Genomic DNA, 16,885 nt, shown 5'->3' on the forward strand with positions numbered 1-16,885 from the left:
TTGGCCGTTCCTGCTGGGCGGGGCGCTGGCTCTGGCGGCGGGAGCGGCGGTGCTGGGCCTGCGCTCCCACCGCCCCGGCAGGCATGGGAAGCGGCGAAAGGGGGGCGGACGGCCATGAGAGAAAAACAGCGGTTTTCTCCGGCTTTCGCGTTGGCGCTGGGAGCGGTGGTGCTGGCAAGCTGCGCCCTATTCCTATTCTGCTACCGGGCCGATAACAAATACACCGCGCCCCGGCCCGTTTCGGAGCCCGGCATGACCCGGATTGACATGGCCTGGTACGACGCCCACCCCTTTTTCTATCTGGTGGACGGCTGGGAGTTCTACCGGGATGCCCTGTCCCCCGGGGAATTTGAGGGCAGGCAGCCGGACGCCCACCTCTATTTGGGCCGCTACGGCGGCTTCGACTTGGGGGACCCCTCCGCGAATCCCCATGGCTGCGCCACGTACCGCACCGTGCTGGAAACGGACGAAATCCAGCGGGACTACGCCCTGGAATTGACGGAAATCTATTCCCGCTGGCGGCTGTGGGTCAACGGCAGGCTGGTGCAAAGCGTGGGCATGGGGGAGGAAAACCCACCCGCGCCCGCGGACAGCCTGGCGGTTTTTTCGGCCTCGGGCGGCATCGAGATTGTGGCGCAGGTTTGGGACGACGGCCATTTTTACAGCGGCATGGTCTACCCGCCCGCCTTTGGCAGTCCCCAGGCCGTGGGGCGCGTGGCGGCCCTGCGCCTGCTGTTTCACGGGGCGGCCTGCGCGCTGGCCCTGCTCACGGCGCTGCTCTGTGTGCTGGCGTGGCTTCGCTACCGCTTTCACCGGCCCTATCCGGCGCTGGCCCTGCTGTGCCTGTGCTTCTGTGGAAGCGCGGCCTGGCCTCTGTTTCAAGCCCTGGGCGGACGGGGGCAGGGCTGGACCGTGGCGGAACGGGTGTGCTATTACGGAAGCTTTCTGGCGTTGGTCGTCATTCAGGGGCGCATTTGCAGGGTGCCGAAGCCCGTGTTCTGGCCCGCCTGCGGGCTGGGGGCGGCGGTGTGCGCGGCTGTGGCGCTTCAGCCGCTGTTCCCGGTTTCCACGGCGGGGCCGCTGATGTTCTACGCAAGCTGCCTGGGGGCGTATAAATGGTTTACCGCCGCCTGGCTTCTGGGCGCCAGTGTTTGGGGGCTGTGCCGGGGCGCCGAATATTCCAAGCCCTTGCTGGCGGGAGGCTGCGTGTTCTCCTGCGCGCTGGTGCTGGACAAGCTGCTGCCCCTGCATGAGCCGATTCTGCTGGGCTGGTTTGTGGAGATGGCCGGAGGCGTTCTGCTGGGTCTCGTGGCGGGCATCGCTTGGTACGACACGGTGCGGGTGTACCGGGAAAGCACGGAACTGCAGCAGCAGAAAGCCCTGCAGGAGGTTCGGCTGGAGGCTTGGGGCCGTCAGGCCCGGCTGCAAAGGGAATATGTGCACCGTACCCGGGAGCAGCTTCACGAAAGCCGCCATCGCCTGACGCTGGTGCGCCATTATTTGGAGGCGGGGGAGCTGGGAAAGCTCTCCGCCTACCTGGAAGAGATTACGCCCCAGGTGACCAGGGGCGCGCCGGTGGAATACACCGGAAACGGCCTGGTGGACGCCATTTTGGGGGTGGAATTTTCCCTGGCGGAGCAGGGCGGTGTGTATGTGGAATACGACTGCGGCCGCCTGCCTGAGCCGCTGTTCGTGGCGGACGACGACCTGACCTCGGTGCTGATGAACGTGCTGGAAAACGCCGTCGAGGGCTGCGGCCGTTTGGCGGACCCGGGGGAGCGGTGGCTGTTTTTCCGGCTGTGTCTGGCGGGGGGAAGCCTTACGCTGGAGTGCCGCAATTCCGCCCCGCCTGGAACGGAGGACCGTACCAGCAAGCGGGACCGGCGGGCCCACGGCTTCGGCCTTTCCATTCTGCGGGGCATTGCCCAGCGTTACGATGGGGAGTTGAGCGCGGGCCGGAGGGAGGACGCCTATGAAACCGTTCTCACGCTGTACGGCGGCGAAACGGAGGGGTAAGCACAGAGGTTTTCCGTTGTCAAGGGTTTTTGCGAAAAGAAAAAAATTAAATTTTGTTAATTTTCGTTTTTGAGTAAAAAACGAGGTATAATGAAAGCGCAAGAGAGAAAACACCGGACGTCCCGTGAGAGCGGGCGCCGGTGCTTTCGCCGTTTTAGGGGGATTTTTTGCGAAAAAAGGAGGCGGGAATCCATGCAATGAGCGGGAAAAGCAGGCTCGCGGAAGCGCTGGTGGACTGGATGAAGCAGGCGGAGGAGCGGGGCGTGTACCTGGAATACCGGTTTTCGGGGGCCGCGCCCGCGCCCGTGCTGTGCGAAGCGGACGGAAAGCTGCTGGGAGAGATTGGAAGCGTGGTGAGCACCATGCTGGACGCCTGCGGCAGGCTGCCGGAAGCAGAGCGTTGGATGAGCCTGGAGCTGGACCGGGACGCGGAGGGCCTGCATCTATCCTGCGCGGCTTCGGGAAGCTGTGAAGTGGAGCCGGGGGAAATCAATTCCTCGGGGCTGCGGGCGGTGTTTCGCCGGGACGGAGACGGGACGCGGCTGGAGCTGGAGACGAAGGCCGAAGGAACAACAGGGAAAGACAGTCAAGGGGGTACCCCCTTGTGTTGTTGGAAAGAATTCTCTTTCCAACACAATCCCCTCTGGCTGGACAAACAGGAGGAGAGAACAAAACCAAAGGAGGAAACGATATGAAACAGATGGGAAGAAAGCTGATGGGACTGGCCATGAGCCTGGTGCTGCTGGCAGTGCTGCTGCCGGGGACGGCAAAGGCGGCGGAGCAGGAGAGCCCGGCGGGGCTGGATTTGACACAAACGGAAGATGTGACATATTCCTATGGAGAAAATGGAACGGCGAACTGGGTGAAAAGCACCCTCACCCTCACCCTCAGCGGGGACGGGAAAATCGAGGCGGAAGGGGACAACAAGGGCATTACTCTTCCTGCGGGCAGCCAGCTGGTGGTGGCGGAAAACGCCCACTGGACGGTCAAGGGAGCGGGCAGTGCATCAAACGCTTACGATGGTATCCATGTCAACGGAGATTTGACACTGGAAATAAAGGAAAATGCTTCCCTGGATACTGCCGGAGGGAATTGCAGAACACGTTGGGGCGGGTCCGGTGTTGGTGTGGATGGCGGCGCGCTCACTGCGGAGGTGGCGGAAACCGGCAGTCTCACCGCTGTTGGCGGGGACAGCAGCGAAAGAGGCGGTTATGGAATCCGGTCCGGTTTGCTTCATCTTACCAACAACGGAACGGTGAGGGCGGCCAGTGGGAAAACCAAAGACGCATACTCCAGTATAGGGCTTTGGTCTTATTCCGGAGCTGGAACTTCTTCCATCTCCGGCACGGGCCGCCTGCTCTGTATGGGAGAACTAGGGATCACTGTGCAAAAAGAGGGAATCGGCCACCCCGGCGCCCTCAAAATAGATGGTGGAACTGTAATCGCGGTAGGGCAGTCCCTTAGCGGCGTATATATGTTTGGCGGCATGGTGACGGTAGAATCCGGCGCGTCCCTCACCGCCGTAGGAGCCGAGCTCGGCATTAACGGCGCAGTATCGGGCGGGGGTAAGGTGTTTCAGTTTACCGCCGCGCTGGACGCGGATTTCGACTCGGAGGATATCGTGACCGACTATCAGTCTGAGGAACTTGACCTGACCGGTGTGACGGAAACCACGCTGTATACCAACGTGAGGGGCGGCATGGCGCTGTGGGAGCCCGGTCAAACGTCCAACCGGCTGACCCTGAACGGGGCTAAACTGTACGGTGGTGGCGGCGGCCTGCTCCTGCCGGCCGGGGAGAACGAAATCGCCCTCCTGGGGGAAAATAGCATGGAGGACGGCATCACCCTGGCGGAGGGAAATTCCAACTCCTTGACCCTTTCCGGCTCCGGCAGCTTGAAGCTTATAAAAATGACGCCGGAGGGCACACACGTAAAGCCGCTTATCGGCACGGACGGCGTGGCTATCGCAGCGCCCGAGCCCGGCTGGTATGCCACGGCGGTGGCAGGGGCAGGTCCCATAGGGTATGGTGGCAGGGGCATCCCCGGCAGCGTGTTCCGGGAGGGAGACGGAGGCCGCTATACTTTCCAGGACGATGACCTCTATTTTGAGCTTTCCTACGGCCGGGAAAATGAACTGGAAAATAAGTACCTGCTGACGGTGAGAAACGGCTATGGCGGCGGGATATATCCCGAGAGAACCTCCGTTCCGGTCAGCTTTATCGATGAAGATGGAAGGACCGGCCGCTGGGAGGAACAGGACGAAGACGGAAATATGGTGAAGGCCTACCGTACCGCACGGGAGTTCACCTTCCCCATGCCGGGGCGGGATGTGATACTGTACTATAACGTGGAATACCAGCCGCCCAAGCCCGGCCCCACGCTGGAAACAGGGGAGCACCGGGTATACCTGCACGGATACGAAGACGGAACGCTTCGCCCCAACGGGACCTTGACCCGGGAGGAGGCCGCCATGATCTTCTATAACCTGCTGGACGAGGCCAGCAGGGAAAAGTACGAAACAGAGGAGTGCCCGTTTTCGGATTTGAGAGCGGGGAGCTGGTCTTACAAGGCAGTGTGCACCCTGGCAAACGCGGGGCTGCTGAAGGGGGATTCCGGCGGGCTCTACCGTCCCGGAGACCCGGTGACGAGAGCGGAATATGTGACCATCCTCACCCGGTTCGAGCCGGGGACGTATGAGGGGGAAGACCTGTTCCCGGACATTGGGAAGCACTGGGCGCGAGGGAATATCAACTACGCCGCGTCCAAGGGATGGATCGAAGGGTATGAGGACGGGACGTTCCGGCCCGATGAAAAGATCACCCGTGCCGAGGCGGCAGCGGTGCTGAACCGAGCGCTGCTGCGCCTGCCGGAGTCGGAGGACGACCTGCTGCCGGGAAGAAAGGTGTTCCCGGACAATACGGATCCAAAGCAGTGGTATTACCTGATTCTGGAGGAAGCCGCAAATCCCCACGAATACCAGCGCAAGAGCGATGGCATCCACGAAAGCTGGACGAAATTGGGAGCACGGCAGTCAGAAGGGCACAAAAACATGTAAAATCCGGCGGAAGGCCCCATCCCTCTGGACGGCATGGAACGGGGAAACACGCATTCCCTTTCAGAACAAGGTCCGTTTCCGGCAGTCCGGAAAATTTTCTCCCTGGAGCAAGAATAAGTTTGCGTTCAACCAGCGGACATGCTAAGATAAAAGTAAGAAAAGTGACGGAGAAAGGTGGGACTGGAGATGAGTAAAATAAGAGCGGGATTTACAAAAATGGTGGTTTTGCTGCTGATTCTGCTGATCGCACCGGCTGTCCCTGTGTCAGCCGAGCCAGCGCCTGCTTTTCAGGATGTAAAGACTGGGGACTGGTTTTATCCGGCGGTGGATTTTGTCACAGAAAAAGGCCTGTTTCATGGAACAGGCGACAATAAGTTCTCTCCCAATACCGCTATGACGCGGGGAATGTTTGTAACGGTTTTGGGCCGTTTCGAGGGAATCGATCCAGATTCCTATGAGTACCAGCTCAAGACCTTTTATGATGTGAACCCCTTAACTTGGTATGGCCCTTATGTGGCCTGGGCTTCCGGAGAGGGGGTTGTCGGCGGCATAGGCGATGGAAAATTTGGCCCCGAAAATGCTGTCTCCCGGCAGGATCTTGTCACCATGCTTTACCGGTATCTGGGAAAGCCCTCTAACGGAACTGCGCAGAGTGCCGGCGGGCTTGAAAAGTTTGCGGATTACGGCAGTATCAGCGGGTATGCGAAACCGGCGGTGGAATGGGCTTTTACCAATAAGGTACTCAATGGTTCTGGAAACAGGCTGCTGCCGAAGGAGGGCGCTACAAGGGCGCAGGTGGCGCAAATTTTCTATAATGCCTATGATTTGCTGCGCGGCCAGGATGGAGAAGACGCGGAAGCTGCCCTGGAAAAAGTGGAGGAGAGCAGCCGGAAAAAGCTTGAAGAGTTGACCCGAGAGGGCGGTCTTGTCTCCAGCGCGGCGGTAATGACGGAGATGGGGAAACTTGCCGCGGAACTGGAAACCGCCGGGACGATTCGGAATGTTTCTCAGGATACTGAGGGGATTTTCTTTGAATATGCGGATGGGACCCCCGGCGGCTGGCTGATGGAGCTTGACGGCGCGGAGGCTCAGCCAGCCTCCATGCCCATGTCCGTGAGGCAGAGCGGCATGGAGGGTGCGGCTGTTATGGAGCTGGAAACTGCCGGGCTGGCGGCTTCCAACGCTTCTGAAACTGTGATTGGAAACAAGAAGATCCTGATCAGCACCTATTTTGCCTCCCGCGCCGGGATCCCCATATACAATGGGATGATCGATAAGTTTTACAACAGTACCAAGGGTTTTTCCATAACCACGAAGGAACCCACCGTGGAAAACCTCAAGGAACTCAACCAGTACGGCGCAGTGTTCCTGTCCATCCCCCATGCCTACAGCCCCAGTAACGGGGGGCTCTATCTGAAGCTGGAGGAGACGTATGTCAAAGGTAAATATTTTGAGGACCGGGCGGCTGGAAGGGTCGGCATCTTCAACGTGCTCTCCCCAGGTAGCGCCCAGGGCTGGGACGAGGCCAACGGGGATATCCTGGCCGCGTATTCCTATGATATGGAGCTGCGGTACGTGGTGCGGGCGCAGAAGTTTTTCCCTCATTACTACAATGCTGATAATCCTTTCCCCAATTCCTTTGTTCACTTAGGCTTCCATCACAGTTTGGATGCCAAGTATCAGCTGTCCAATACCTTCCTGGATGCGGGCGCGGGATGTGTGAGCGGATATGACCAGGGAATCGTTCAGCCCCATGATTTCCAGGTAATGGATACCATGGCAGGCGTTTTCCTGGGTGACGGCGGGCGTACGGTGGGCGATGCACGGAAGGCGCTGCTGGACGCGGGCCTGGAGAGCAAGGAGCTGACCATCAGCTTCTTCAAAAATCTTCAATGGCAGGTCGAGAACCGAAAGGTGGAGACGATCCATCACGAAATGGGGAATTCCGGCCTGATGCTGTGGGACGAGGAACCCCTTCCTCCGGGAGAGCTGACGAAGTATGCGGAGGAATTGATTAAGAAGATGCACGAGGAGCGAAGCGGTAGCCCTCTGGATGCGCTGCTTCCCCCCAACCGCGAGCCTATCCGCCGCGTCTTTAACGATGAGAGCATTCGGGGAATCAGCAGCCTATACCGGAACGGCTCGATCAATCCCTCTGTCCCCTATGTCTTTGCTCCTCAGAGTGAAAATTTTGTGCCGGATTTTTCCATAAATCTCATAGACGAAAACGGGGATGGATACGTGAAGAAAACGCCGGTCACAGCGGTGGCGGTAACTTCCCGATATGCCTCGGTTGGAGGAGGCGTTACGGAGGGGAGATGGGTCTTTTATCTGACGCCCAACAAGGAACTGATGAACTTCGGAGTGTCCTGGTTCAGCCGCTGACCGGACGGATCGTGGGGCTGCGGCATGGGATATATGGAATCCCGTGCACAGGTGCAAAAATTCAGGGTAGGATCATCCTGTTATAGCATGGAAAACCTGTCTTTTGAAGAGGGTGAACGCAAAAAAAGAAGGAATTCTGCCGAAAGGCAGAATTCCTTCTTTTTGGCGCGCCAGGAGGGACTCGAACCCCCGACCTTTTGGTTCGTAGCCAAACACTCTATCCGGCTGAGCTACTGGCGCAAAAACTATCAAAAAGGAACAAGGCTTTCTGATAGCTTACTAATTATAGTCGAACACAAAAAAAATGTCAAGTATTAATTTTAATCATTCTGCAGCATCAATAGCTTCTTCCTGTGTTTCAGGAGCGTCCCTGTGAAAACGCAGCAGGGAATAACCGTAAGGGGAAAGCACTCTGGTGTGATTCAACGGCTCGCCTGCGAGAACAGAGCCCTTTTCAAAATCGATATCCGCCTCTAGAATACTTTGCGGACGATGGCTGCGGTTGACTACTATCAGGAGACTGTCTTCCCCTGCGTCCGTCTCCTGATACCGCTCGTAGGCGAGAAGATTGCCGTCTGCATACCGGGTGCGGAAGCCTCCTTCTGCCAGGATGCTTCTCTGCTCCCTGCGCAGCTGTCCCAAGGTGCGGTACCATTCCAACAGCTCTTGATCCTCATGGCCCCAGGGATAGCAGCTGCGGTTGAAGGGGTCTTTATACCCCTCCAGACCTGCCTCATCCCCATAATAGATGCAGGGGATACCGGGCAGTGTGAATTGCAGCAGGGAAGCCAGCTTCAGTCTCCGTCTGCCCTTTTCCCGCTGTTCCGGGGAAAGGGCATGACAGCTTTGCCATTCCCTGCCGTTGCTGCCTGACGGTTCTCCGCCCAACACTGTGAGGGCACGCTCTGTGTCATGTGTGCCGATATGGTTCATCAGCAGGCGGACGCATTGGGGCGGATAATTTTCCAGTATGCTCTCTACGGTCTCACAGAAAGCGAGGGGATCTCCCCCGAGCAGAAAGCCCAGTATGGCGTCACGGAAGGGATAATTCATTACGGTGTCCAGCTGGCGCCCCAGTAGGTACCGGCGGCGGACACCGTAGGCGGTCTTATTGGAGGCGTCCTCCCAAACCTCGCCCAGTACTAGGGCATCGGGGGTTTCGGCCTTGGCTGCAGCGGTGAGACGGTCGAGAAATTCGTCGGGCAATTCATCTGCAACGTCCAGCCGCCAGCCGGAGGAGCCTGCTTTAAGCCAGCTGCGCACAATTCCATGCTCGCCGTTGATGTACTCATTGTAGCTGGGCTCTGTCTCCTTCACATTGGGCAGTGTGTCAAAATTCCACCAGCAGTCATAGGAATTCGGCCATTGGCGGAAGGTATACCAGGGATAGTAGGGAGACTGCTGCGAATGGAAGGCCCCCGGGGTCTCATAGCGTCCCTCCCGGTTGAAATATACGCTGTCGCTGCCCGTATGGCTGAACACGCCGTCCAGAACCACCCGGATTCCCAGCTTTTCCGCGGCGGCGCAGAGAGAGGAAAAATCCTCTCTGGAGCCCAGAAGGGGATCTATCTTCGAATAATCGGCTGTGTCGTAGCGGTGATTGGAATGAGATTCAAAGACGGGATTGCAGTAGATACAGGTGACACCCAGCTCCTTCAGGTAGGGGAGCTTCTGTTCGATCCCTTTCAGGTCGCCACCGAAGAAATCGCTGTTGGTGACGCGGCCCTGGGCGTTGGGACGCCATTGGGGCTGCTCCCCCCAGGCTTCATGCAGCGCTCTGTCCGCCGGGAGCGGCCCCTTTGCCGTGCCGGAGGCGCAGAAACGGTCGGGGAAAATCTGATACATGATTCCTCCGGAAAGCCAATCAGGCGTGCGAAAGTTTTTTTCATATACAGTCATCTGCCAGCGGTTCATGCCGCCGAAGACCGCCTGGCCTCCGAATCCGCGGGAAAGCCGAAGACGTCCCCGGCAGGTGGTGATCTCGAAATGATAGAAATAGAGCCCAGGGGCGTCAGGGGTGAAATGGCATTCCCACCATTCCTGGTCGGCGCCTTCCATACCGCACCAGAACATGCCCAGACAGCTGGCGGCGCCGTTTTCCTGCTCCATGATCAGGTTTGCCTCCCGGCAGCTGAGCTCCCGGGGCAGCAGAATTTTAAAATGGACGGACCGTCCGTCCGGGACGGCCCCTACAGGATTGCGGTGCCGTTTCTCTCTGGAATTAAACATGGCTTACACCATTCCTTTCTGACGTGGAAATGCGGGCCGGAGAGTTCCGGAAAAACGCAGAGAGGAACCGAATCCGCTCTGCGTTTTAAAATGCTTTCAATTTTATTTCTCAAGTGTTCTGGCGCTGAGGTTTTGAACGGGGGGCACAGGAGATGCATGCCAGATGTTCCCTGCGTACTCCCTGATCGCACGGTCTGCGGCAAAGCGGCCTGCGCAGGCGGTATTGACCAGCGACATCCGGTTCCAGGATTTCTGATCCAGATAAAGCTTTTGAGCCCTCCTTTGCGCCTCTGCATAGGATTCAAAATCGGCCAAAGCCATGTAGCGGTCCTCATTGAGCAGGGCATTGAAGATATCCTTGAATTTCTGGCCGTCAAAGCCGGTCAGGAGTTCGTCCATAGCGCGGTGTATTACCTGGTTGTTCTGATAGTGAAGCCTGGGGGAATAGCCGGAACGCTTCAGCTCCTCTACCTGTGAGGCGGTCATACCGAAGAGGATGATATTTTCATCGCCTACTGCTTCGTGGATTTCCACGTTGGCGCCGTCCAGCGTGCCAAGGGTCACCGCGCCGTTGATCATGAACTTCATGTTGCTGGTGCCGGAGGCTTCCGTGCCCGCCAGGGAAATCTGTTCGCTGATTTCCGCGGCAGGGGTCAAAAGCTCTGCCCAGGTGACACAGTAATTTTCCACGAACACCACCTTGAGCTTCTTGTTTACCCGGTCGTCCTTCCTGATCTTCTCTGCCAGGGCGGCAATGAACTGAATGATCTGTTTGGCGAAGTAGTACCCGGGCGCTGCCTTGGCGCCGAAGAAGAAGGTGTGGGGCGTGAAGTCCGCGTTGGGATTCTCCCGCAGCCACTGGTAGGTTGCCAGAATATTCAGGGCGTTCATGTGCTGGCGCTTATATTCGTGAAGACGCTTTACCTGCACGTCAAAGATGGAGTCGGGATCCACACGGTCGTTTTGTGTCTTTTTGATGTAGTCTGCCAAACGTACCTTGTTGAAGCGCTTGATCTGCTGCAGCTGTTCCAGTACAGCCTCATCATCCTTGTAACGGAGCAGGCCGGAAAGCTTTCCGGCGTCATAGATATACTCGGAGCCGATCAGGTCTGTGATGAGGCCGCTGAGTTTTGGGTTGGATTGGTTGAGCCAGCGCCGGTGTGCAATGCCGTTTGTCACATTGGTGAACTTCTGGGGCTCTTCCATATAGAAGTCGTGAAACACATCCTCTTTCAGGATTTCGCTGTGCAGGGCAGAAACGCCGTTGACGCTGTGAGAGCCGATGACAGCCAGGTTCGCCATTTTGACATAGCCGTCGCCAATGGGGGCCATACGGTAGATTTTAGACTCTTCCACGCCCTTCCAGCGCATTTCCTCCCAGAAGCGGCGGTCGATCTCCTCCACAATCTGATAGATGCGGGGCAGGCGCATTTTGAACAGGTCGATACTCCAGCATTCCAGAGCCTCGCTCATGACGGTATGGTTGGTATAGGCCACCGTCTGCCTGACGATATTCCAGGCATCCTCCCAGCCGTAGCCGCATTCGTCCAGCATCACCCGCATCATCTCAGGAATAGCCAGCACAGGATGGGTATCGTTGAGGTGGATGGCGGCCAGCTTCGGCAGATCGTCCAAGGTGCTGTGGGCAAAGAGGTGCCGCCGGATAATATCCTGAATGGAGGCGGAAACCAGAAAATATTGCTGGGAGAGCCGCAGCATCTTGCCGTCGGTGTGGTTGTCTTCCGGATAGAGTACTTTGGTGATGACCTCAGCCATGGCCTGCTGCTCCATGGCGCGCATATAGCTGCCTCCGTTGAACAGGTTCATATCAAACTTATTGTTTTCTGCTTTCCAGATCCTCAAAAGGCTGATCCCTTTCCCATCCATACCGGCCACACAGAGGTCATAAGGAATGGCGGTGACAGAAGTATAGTCACGGTGGCGCACAGAGTGATACTGTTCGTGCCACTGCTCCTCAATATGTCCGTCAAAACGGACCTCTACAGAATTTTCAGGAACTTGCTGCAGCCAAACGCTGCCGCCCGGCAGCCAGAAGTCGGGCAGCTCGGTCTGCCATCCATCCACCAGCTTCTGGCGGAATATGCCGTATTCATATCGCAGGGAATATCCCATGGCGGGGTATCCCTGTGTGGCCAGGCCGTCCAGGAAACAGGCGGCAAGCCGCCCAAGGCCCCCGTTGCCCAAACCCGCATCGGGTTCCTGCTCATAGAGGTTATCCAATTTGATATCGTATTCGGCCAGGGCCTTCTTGAAACTGTCTTCCAGCCCCAGGTTGTAGAGGTTGTTCCGCAGGGAACGGCCCAGCAAAAATTCCATGCAGAGATAATAGACCTGTTTTGTTCCGGTTTTTTCCGCATTATCTATAAATTCCGTACGGCCCTTGGTGAGCAGCTCCCGTACGATAAGCACTACAGCCTTGTAGTATTCCTCATAGGTTGCATTTTCCAGAGAGACGCCGAAAGAATGGGATAGTTTTTCCCGAATGGCCTCCTTGATTTGAGGAACTGTCATCTTATAAGTCATGAATAGACCTCCAATTATGTTTAAAATAACCTAATTCAAAATTTTATGGGTGGCTTTCATATAGCAATATGTGCATTATAAACTAAAATATGCCAGAAAACAACAGCAATAAAGCCTCAAGCTCAACGATAATATTTGTTTACTATTTACAAGGCGGCAAAGCTTTAGTATGTGCCAAGGAAGGCCGGGAAAAACAAAAGGGCCGGTATTTTTTCTGTAGCTTTTTGTACTGCCGAAACCAAAAAACAGAAAAAACACACAAAGAGGCCCGCCGCCGGAAAAGGCTGCGGGCCAAAGCCGGCAGAAGTCTTCTCTCCTATTGGAAATTCAACGCAAGTATATCATAGAAGGAAGAAAAAAACAATAAAAATTCCGAAGTATCTCCGGAAATATGGGGGAAGACAGTGTTTATCGAAATTTTCTGGAAAAAAGGGAGAAAAGCTTTGCGTAATCTGCGGTTTTGCACTATAATCTATAGTGTAAAATTATACGGTTATGGGAAAGGAAGGATCGGCGGTGGAAAAAAAGCGCATCCGTTTGGAGATTAACGGTGTTGTCTGCGGTTTAATCACCCAGGAGACCGAGGAATATATGCAGGCTCTCGCGGCTGAGGTGGGAGAAATGATGAAGGAAATCCAGTCCGCCTCCCCCTTTATTACCCGGGAGGCTGCGGCCTTGACCGCAGCTTTGAGCTATTGCGACGACGCAAAAAAGAACGGAAAGCGGGCCGCCGAACTTTCGGACCGTGTGGAGGAACTGGAAGTGGAGGCTGAAATCTGGCAGGAAGATCAGGAGAAGCTTCTGCAGGAGGCGAAAGCTTCTCCTCAGGATCCGGAAACGCAGCGGCGTCTTTCCCTGCTGGAGGAGGAAAATGCCGGACTGAAGGCCGCCGCGCAGGATGCCCGGGAACTGGCGGAGACGATTTCCCGGCTCGCCGCGGAAAACGCCTCTTTGAAAGAAACCGCAGTGGAGAATGGCGGGACGGAGGAGCTGCAGCGGCTGAAGAGGGAAAACGAGGCGCTGAAGTCCGCATCTCAGGCCGGTTCTGAAGGCGGGGCTCAGGACATGGCTGCTCTGGAGGAACAGTTGGATAAACTGCGGGAAGAAAAACAGGCTCTGGAGGAGGCGAATCTTCGGGCGGAATTGGAAAAAACGCAGTTTCGTCAAGCTGCCGAGCGGGTTGCCGAAGAGGCGAGGCAGCTGAAGCGCCGTGCGGAGGAGCAGATGAGGCAAGCGGAGGAGAGGGTCCGCTTATTGGAGGAAAAGGCTAACGGCAGTATGGCACAGAGCGGAGAGAAACAGCCTGCCGACCCGTCCGGGATGAGAGAGAGGACGGCGCAGTCAGCGCAGAAAAAGATGCGGAACCCCTTGCGGCACGAGGAGATGGAGCAGCAGGGCCTGGTGAGCTTCTTCGAGAAAAAATAGGGCAGGATAGATTTGCAGAGAGGATGAGAGGCTATCGGCAGCAGTAAAATTGAGGTCTTGGCACCGGCGGGCGGGGAAGATTCTCTGCGCGCCGCCGTGTTTTCCGGGGCGGATGCCGTCTATCTGGGGGGACAGGCGTTTGGGGCCAGGGCAAATGCAAAGAATTTTAGCCGGGAAGAGCTGCGGCGGGCAGTTGCTTTTTGTCACGCCCGCGGAGTTAAGGTATATGTGACGGTAAACACGTTGATCAAGGAAAAAGAGATGCCGGCTGCACTGGAATTCGCAAAGTTTCTCTGTGAAATTTCCGTGGATGCGGTGTTGGTGCAGGACATTGGGCTTTTTTCTCTGCTGCGGCAGTGCGCGCCGGAGCTGCCTCTGCATGCTTCCACCCAAATGAGCCTTCATACTCCGGATGGCGTAAGGCTGCTGTATGGGCTAGGGGCAAAGCGGGCAGTGCTGGCCAGGGAGCTTTCCCTGCAGGAGATTCGGGAGATTTCCCGGAGCTGTCCCATTGAGCTGGAAGCCTTTGTACATGGGGCCCTGTGCATGTCAGTGTCCGGGCAGTGCTATCTCAGCGCCATGCTGGGGGGACGCAGCGGGAACCGGGGAATGTGCGCCCAGCCGTGCCGCCTGCCTTTCGGGGCGCCGGGCGGCACGGGGCACGATCTGTCCCTGAAGGATCTCTCCTTTCTGCGGGAAGTGGAGGAACTGCGGCGGGCGGGCGTCTGCTCCGCCAAGATAGAGGGACGTATGAAGAGGCCGGAATATGTGACGGCAGCGGTTTCAGCCTGCCGCATGGCGGCAGAGGGCGGAGAGATCCCGCAGGAGCTGCTGGACAATCTGGAGGCGGTATTTTCCCGCTCCGGCTTTACCCAGGGCTATCTCACAGGAAAGCTGGGCGGATCCATGTTTGGAATCCGCCGGAAGGAGGATGTGACTGGGGCGACGGAACGGGTATTTTCTGCTCTTCGGCAGCTGTACCGGGGAGAGCGCAGCTGTGTGCCGGTTATTTTGGCGTTGCGGGAGGCGAAGGAAGAGATAGAGCTGACTGTGAGGGATGAAGACGGTCATGCGGCGTGTGTACGGTGTCCGGCTGTTCGGGATGCTGTGCCGCTGAGCGGAGAACGTTGTCTGGTTCAGCTGAAAAAAACCGGCGGTACTCCTTTCTATTCAAAGGAGGCTGTTGTGCCGGAGGATGGGGCTGCGGTTACGGTTTCCGGGCTGAACAGTCTGAGAAGGGAGGCGCTGGAGGAGCTTCTGCAGCTTCGAGAAAAGAGGGAGCCCATTCCTTTTGAAACCAGGCTTCTGAAATTTTCAGCACATGTGCAGAGAACGGGAGAACATCTGCCGTTACGTGTTTCTTTTTCCCGAATGGATCAGATCTTTGATGCGGCTAAGGGCTGTGAGGCCGTTCAGCTGCCTCTGAGTACGGATAAGGAGGAACTCCAGCGATTGCGTGACCGGGGGTTCCGGCGCATTCTGCTGGAGCTTCCCAGGGCGATGTTCGGCGTTCAGGAGCAGGTGGAACGGATGCTCCTGGAACGGATGGAACTGGGATTCCGGGAAGTGGTGTGCGGCAATCTGGGGGCATTGGAAACAGCCCGGCGGGCAGGGGCTGTTCTGCACGGATCTTTTTCCCTGAATATTGCAAACACAGCTTCCTTGACCTGTCTGGAACAGCTGGGACTGAGCTCGGCTGAGCTTTCTTTTGAACTGACCGGGAAAGAGCTTTCTTCCTTGGGCGGAAGTCTGCCCCGGGGTGTGATGGTGTATGGCAGGCAAGCGCTGATGCTGCTGAGAAACTGTCCGCTGGCCAATACAAAGCGGGGCTGTCTCGGGTGCGGCGCTCCAGGCATGCTGACGGACAGAATGCACAAAAACTTTCCTGTGCTATGCACCCGTGGAGGAGGCACTCGGGTGACCGAGCTGCTTAACAGCGTGCCGCTGTGGATTTCTCTGGGAGAGAAAGATCTGCGTGCGGTTGATTTCGGGCTGATGCGTTTTACTGTGGAAAACTCTGTGGAATGCGAGAGCATTTATCAGGCCTTTCTTCGACAGGAACCGCCTGGATTTGACTGTACGCACGGGTTGTTCTTCCGGGGAGTGGAATAGTTGTGGAAAACTCTGTGGAAAGTGTTGATTTTTCCAGGTTGTGGGCCGTGTTTTATGCGGTTTCACTTCAAACAATAGAAGTAAGACCTGGTTTCAGCCTGTGGGAATGAAAAAATGATGGTTGATGTGGGAGGAAGAGATATGATTTTAAAAGTGAAGAAGTTGAAAGAAGAGGCGGTGCTTCCGGAAAGAAAGACGCCGGGGAGCGCGGGATTTGACTTGTGCGCCTGTATTGCACAGGAAATTACGATGGAGCCGGGGGATATGGCTGTATTCCCCACGGGGCTGGCGGCTGAAATTCCGGAAGGTTGTGCAGGCATGATCTTTACCCGTAGCGGCCTGGGAGTGAAGCATGGAATTGCCGTATCCAACGGTGTTGGCGTCATAGACAGTGATTACCGGGGCGAGATCCAGGTGGGCCTGCACAATTTTAGCCGGACCGCTTACACGGTGTGTCCCGGCGACCGCATTGCCCAGCTGATCGTCATGCCGGTCTGCCTGCCCCAGGTGGAGGAAGCGGCGGTTCTCAGTGAGACCGACCGGGGCGGCGCCGGGTTTGGTAGCACCGGAAAGCGTTAAATGGAGCAGATCGGAAAGTTTTCGATCCGAAAGGGTCAGCAGAAAGCAAGCCGGAATAAAGTTTTCGAAGAAAACTTCAGGAAGATTTTTCGATCCGAAAGGGTCAGCAGAAAGCAAGCCGGAATAAAGTTTTCGAAGAAAACTTCAGGAAGATTTTTCGATCCGAAAGGGTCAGCAGAAAGCAAGCCGGAATAAAGTTTTCGAAGAAAACTTCAGGAAGATTTTTCGATCCGAAAGGGTCAGCAGAAAGCAAGCCGGAATAAAGTTTTCGAAGAAAACTTCAGGAAGATTTTTCGATCCGAAAGGGTCAGCAGAAAGCAAGCCGGAATAAAGTTTTCGAAGAAAACTTCAGGAAGATTTTTCGATCCGAAAGGGTCAGCAGAAAGCAAGCCGGAATAAAGTTTTCGAAGAAAACTTCAGGAAGATTTTTCGATCCGAAAAATCTTCTGTATATATCTTGTGGTTTCGGGAAAAAAATACAGCACATTTACTGAAATCTTCAGAATCTATAAGTTTATGTAAACTTTGTTGTTGAGAAAC

9 protein-coding genes and 1 tRNA gene are annotated in these 16,885 nt (G+C 56.4%); 7 read left to right on the forward strand and 3 right to left on the reverse strand.

Annotated features, from left to right (window positions below; translation table 11 throughout):
• The first annotated feature begins 114 nt into the window (after positions 1 to 114).
• The 4 genes from BN3911_RS00365 to BN3911_RS00380 all read left to right on the forward strand — a co-directional run bounded on the left by BN3911_RS00365 (position 115) and on the right by BN3911_RS00380 (position 7,456).
• Positions 115 to 2,016, forward strand: a complete 1,902-nt coding sequence (locus BN3911_RS00365) for a sensor histidine kinase (protein ID WP_066859806.1) — start codon at positions 115 to 117, stop codon at positions 2,014 to 2,016.
• A gap of 197 nt (positions 2,017 to 2,213) precedes the next feature.
• Complete coding sequence (locus tag BN3911_RS00370; RefSeq protein ID WP_066859809.1) at positions 2,214 to 2,711, forward strand: hypothetical protein; 498 nt, start codon at positions 2,214 to 2,216, stop codon at positions 2,709 to 2,711.
• Positions 2,708 to 5,071 carry an S-layer homology domain-containing protein gene (locus BN3911_RS00375; RefSeq protein ID WP_066859811.1) on the forward strand — a complete coding sequence of 788 codons (2,364 nt, stop codon included), beginning with the start codon at positions 2,708 to 2,710 and terminating at the stop codon, positions 5,069 to 5,071. The genes BN3911_RS00370 and BN3911_RS00375 overlap by 4 nt, the downstream gene beginning before the upstream one ends.
• Before the next feature lie 186 nt (positions 5,072 to 5,257).
• Positions 5,258 to 7,456 (forward strand): S-layer homology domain-containing protein, encoded by a 2,199-nt coding sequence (locus BN3911_RS00380; RefSeq protein WP_066859814.1) that lies wholly within the window; start codon positions 5,258 to 5,260, stop codon positions 7,454 to 7,456.
• Positions 7,457 to 7,619: 163 nt separating this feature from the next.
• Here the strand turns inward: BN3911_RS00380 and BN3911_RS00385 are convergent.
• The 3 genes from BN3911_RS00385 to BN3911_RS00395 form a co-directional block, all read right to left on the reverse strand.
• Positions 7,620 to 7,696 (reverse strand) — tRNA-Arg (locus tag BN3911_RS00385).
• 84 nt (positions 7,697 to 7,780) lie between these two features.
• The gene (locus BN3911_RS00390; RefSeq protein ID WP_066859817.1) at positions 7,781 to 9,685 is read right to left on the reverse strand and encodes a glycoside hydrolase family 13 protein; all 1,905 of its coding nucleotides are present in this window, start codon (positions 9,683 to 9,685) and stop codon (positions 7,781 to 7,783) included.
• Between the two features lie 102 nt (positions 9,686 to 9,787).
• On the reverse strand, positions 9,788 to 12,229 hold the full coding sequence (locus tag BN3911_RS00395) for a glycogen/starch/alpha-glucan phosphorylase (RefSeq protein ID WP_066859820.1): 2,442 nt from the start codon (positions 12,227 to 12,229) through the stop codon (positions 9,788 to 9,790).
• A gap of 516 nt (positions 12,230 to 12,745) precedes the next feature.
• On the opposite strand from BN3911_RS00395, the gene BN3911_RS00405 reads away from it, so the two are divergent.
• The 3 genes from BN3911_RS00405 (at position 12,746) to dut (ending at position 16,345) form a co-directional block, all read left to right on the forward strand.
• Complete coding sequence (locus tag BN3911_RS00405; protein WP_066859824.1) at positions 12,746 to 13,654, forward strand: cell division protein ZapA; 909 nt, start codon at positions 12,746 to 12,748, stop codon at positions 13,652 to 13,654.
• Positions 13,655 to 13,711: 57 nt separating this feature from the next.
• The gene (locus tag BN3911_RS00410; protein WP_242871044.1) at positions 13,712 to 15,766 is read left to right on the forward strand and encodes a U32 family peptidase; all 2,055 of its coding nucleotides are present in this window, start codon (positions 13,712 to 13,714) and stop codon (positions 15,764 to 15,766) included.
• 141 nt (positions 15,767 to 15,907) lie between these two features.
• Positions 15,908 to 16,345 (forward strand): dUTP diphosphatase, encoded by a 438-nt coding sequence (gene dut / locus BN3911_RS00415; protein ID WP_066859829.1) that lies wholly within the window; start codon positions 15,908 to 15,910, stop codon positions 16,343 to 16,345.
• Positions 16,346 to 16,885: the final 540 nt, after the last annotated feature.

Origin of the sequence: Neglectibacter timonensis, assembly GCF_900048895.1 — a bacterium.
GTDB lineage: Bacteria > Bacillota > Clostridia > Oscillospirales > Acutalibacteraceae > Acutalibacter > Acutalibacter timonensis.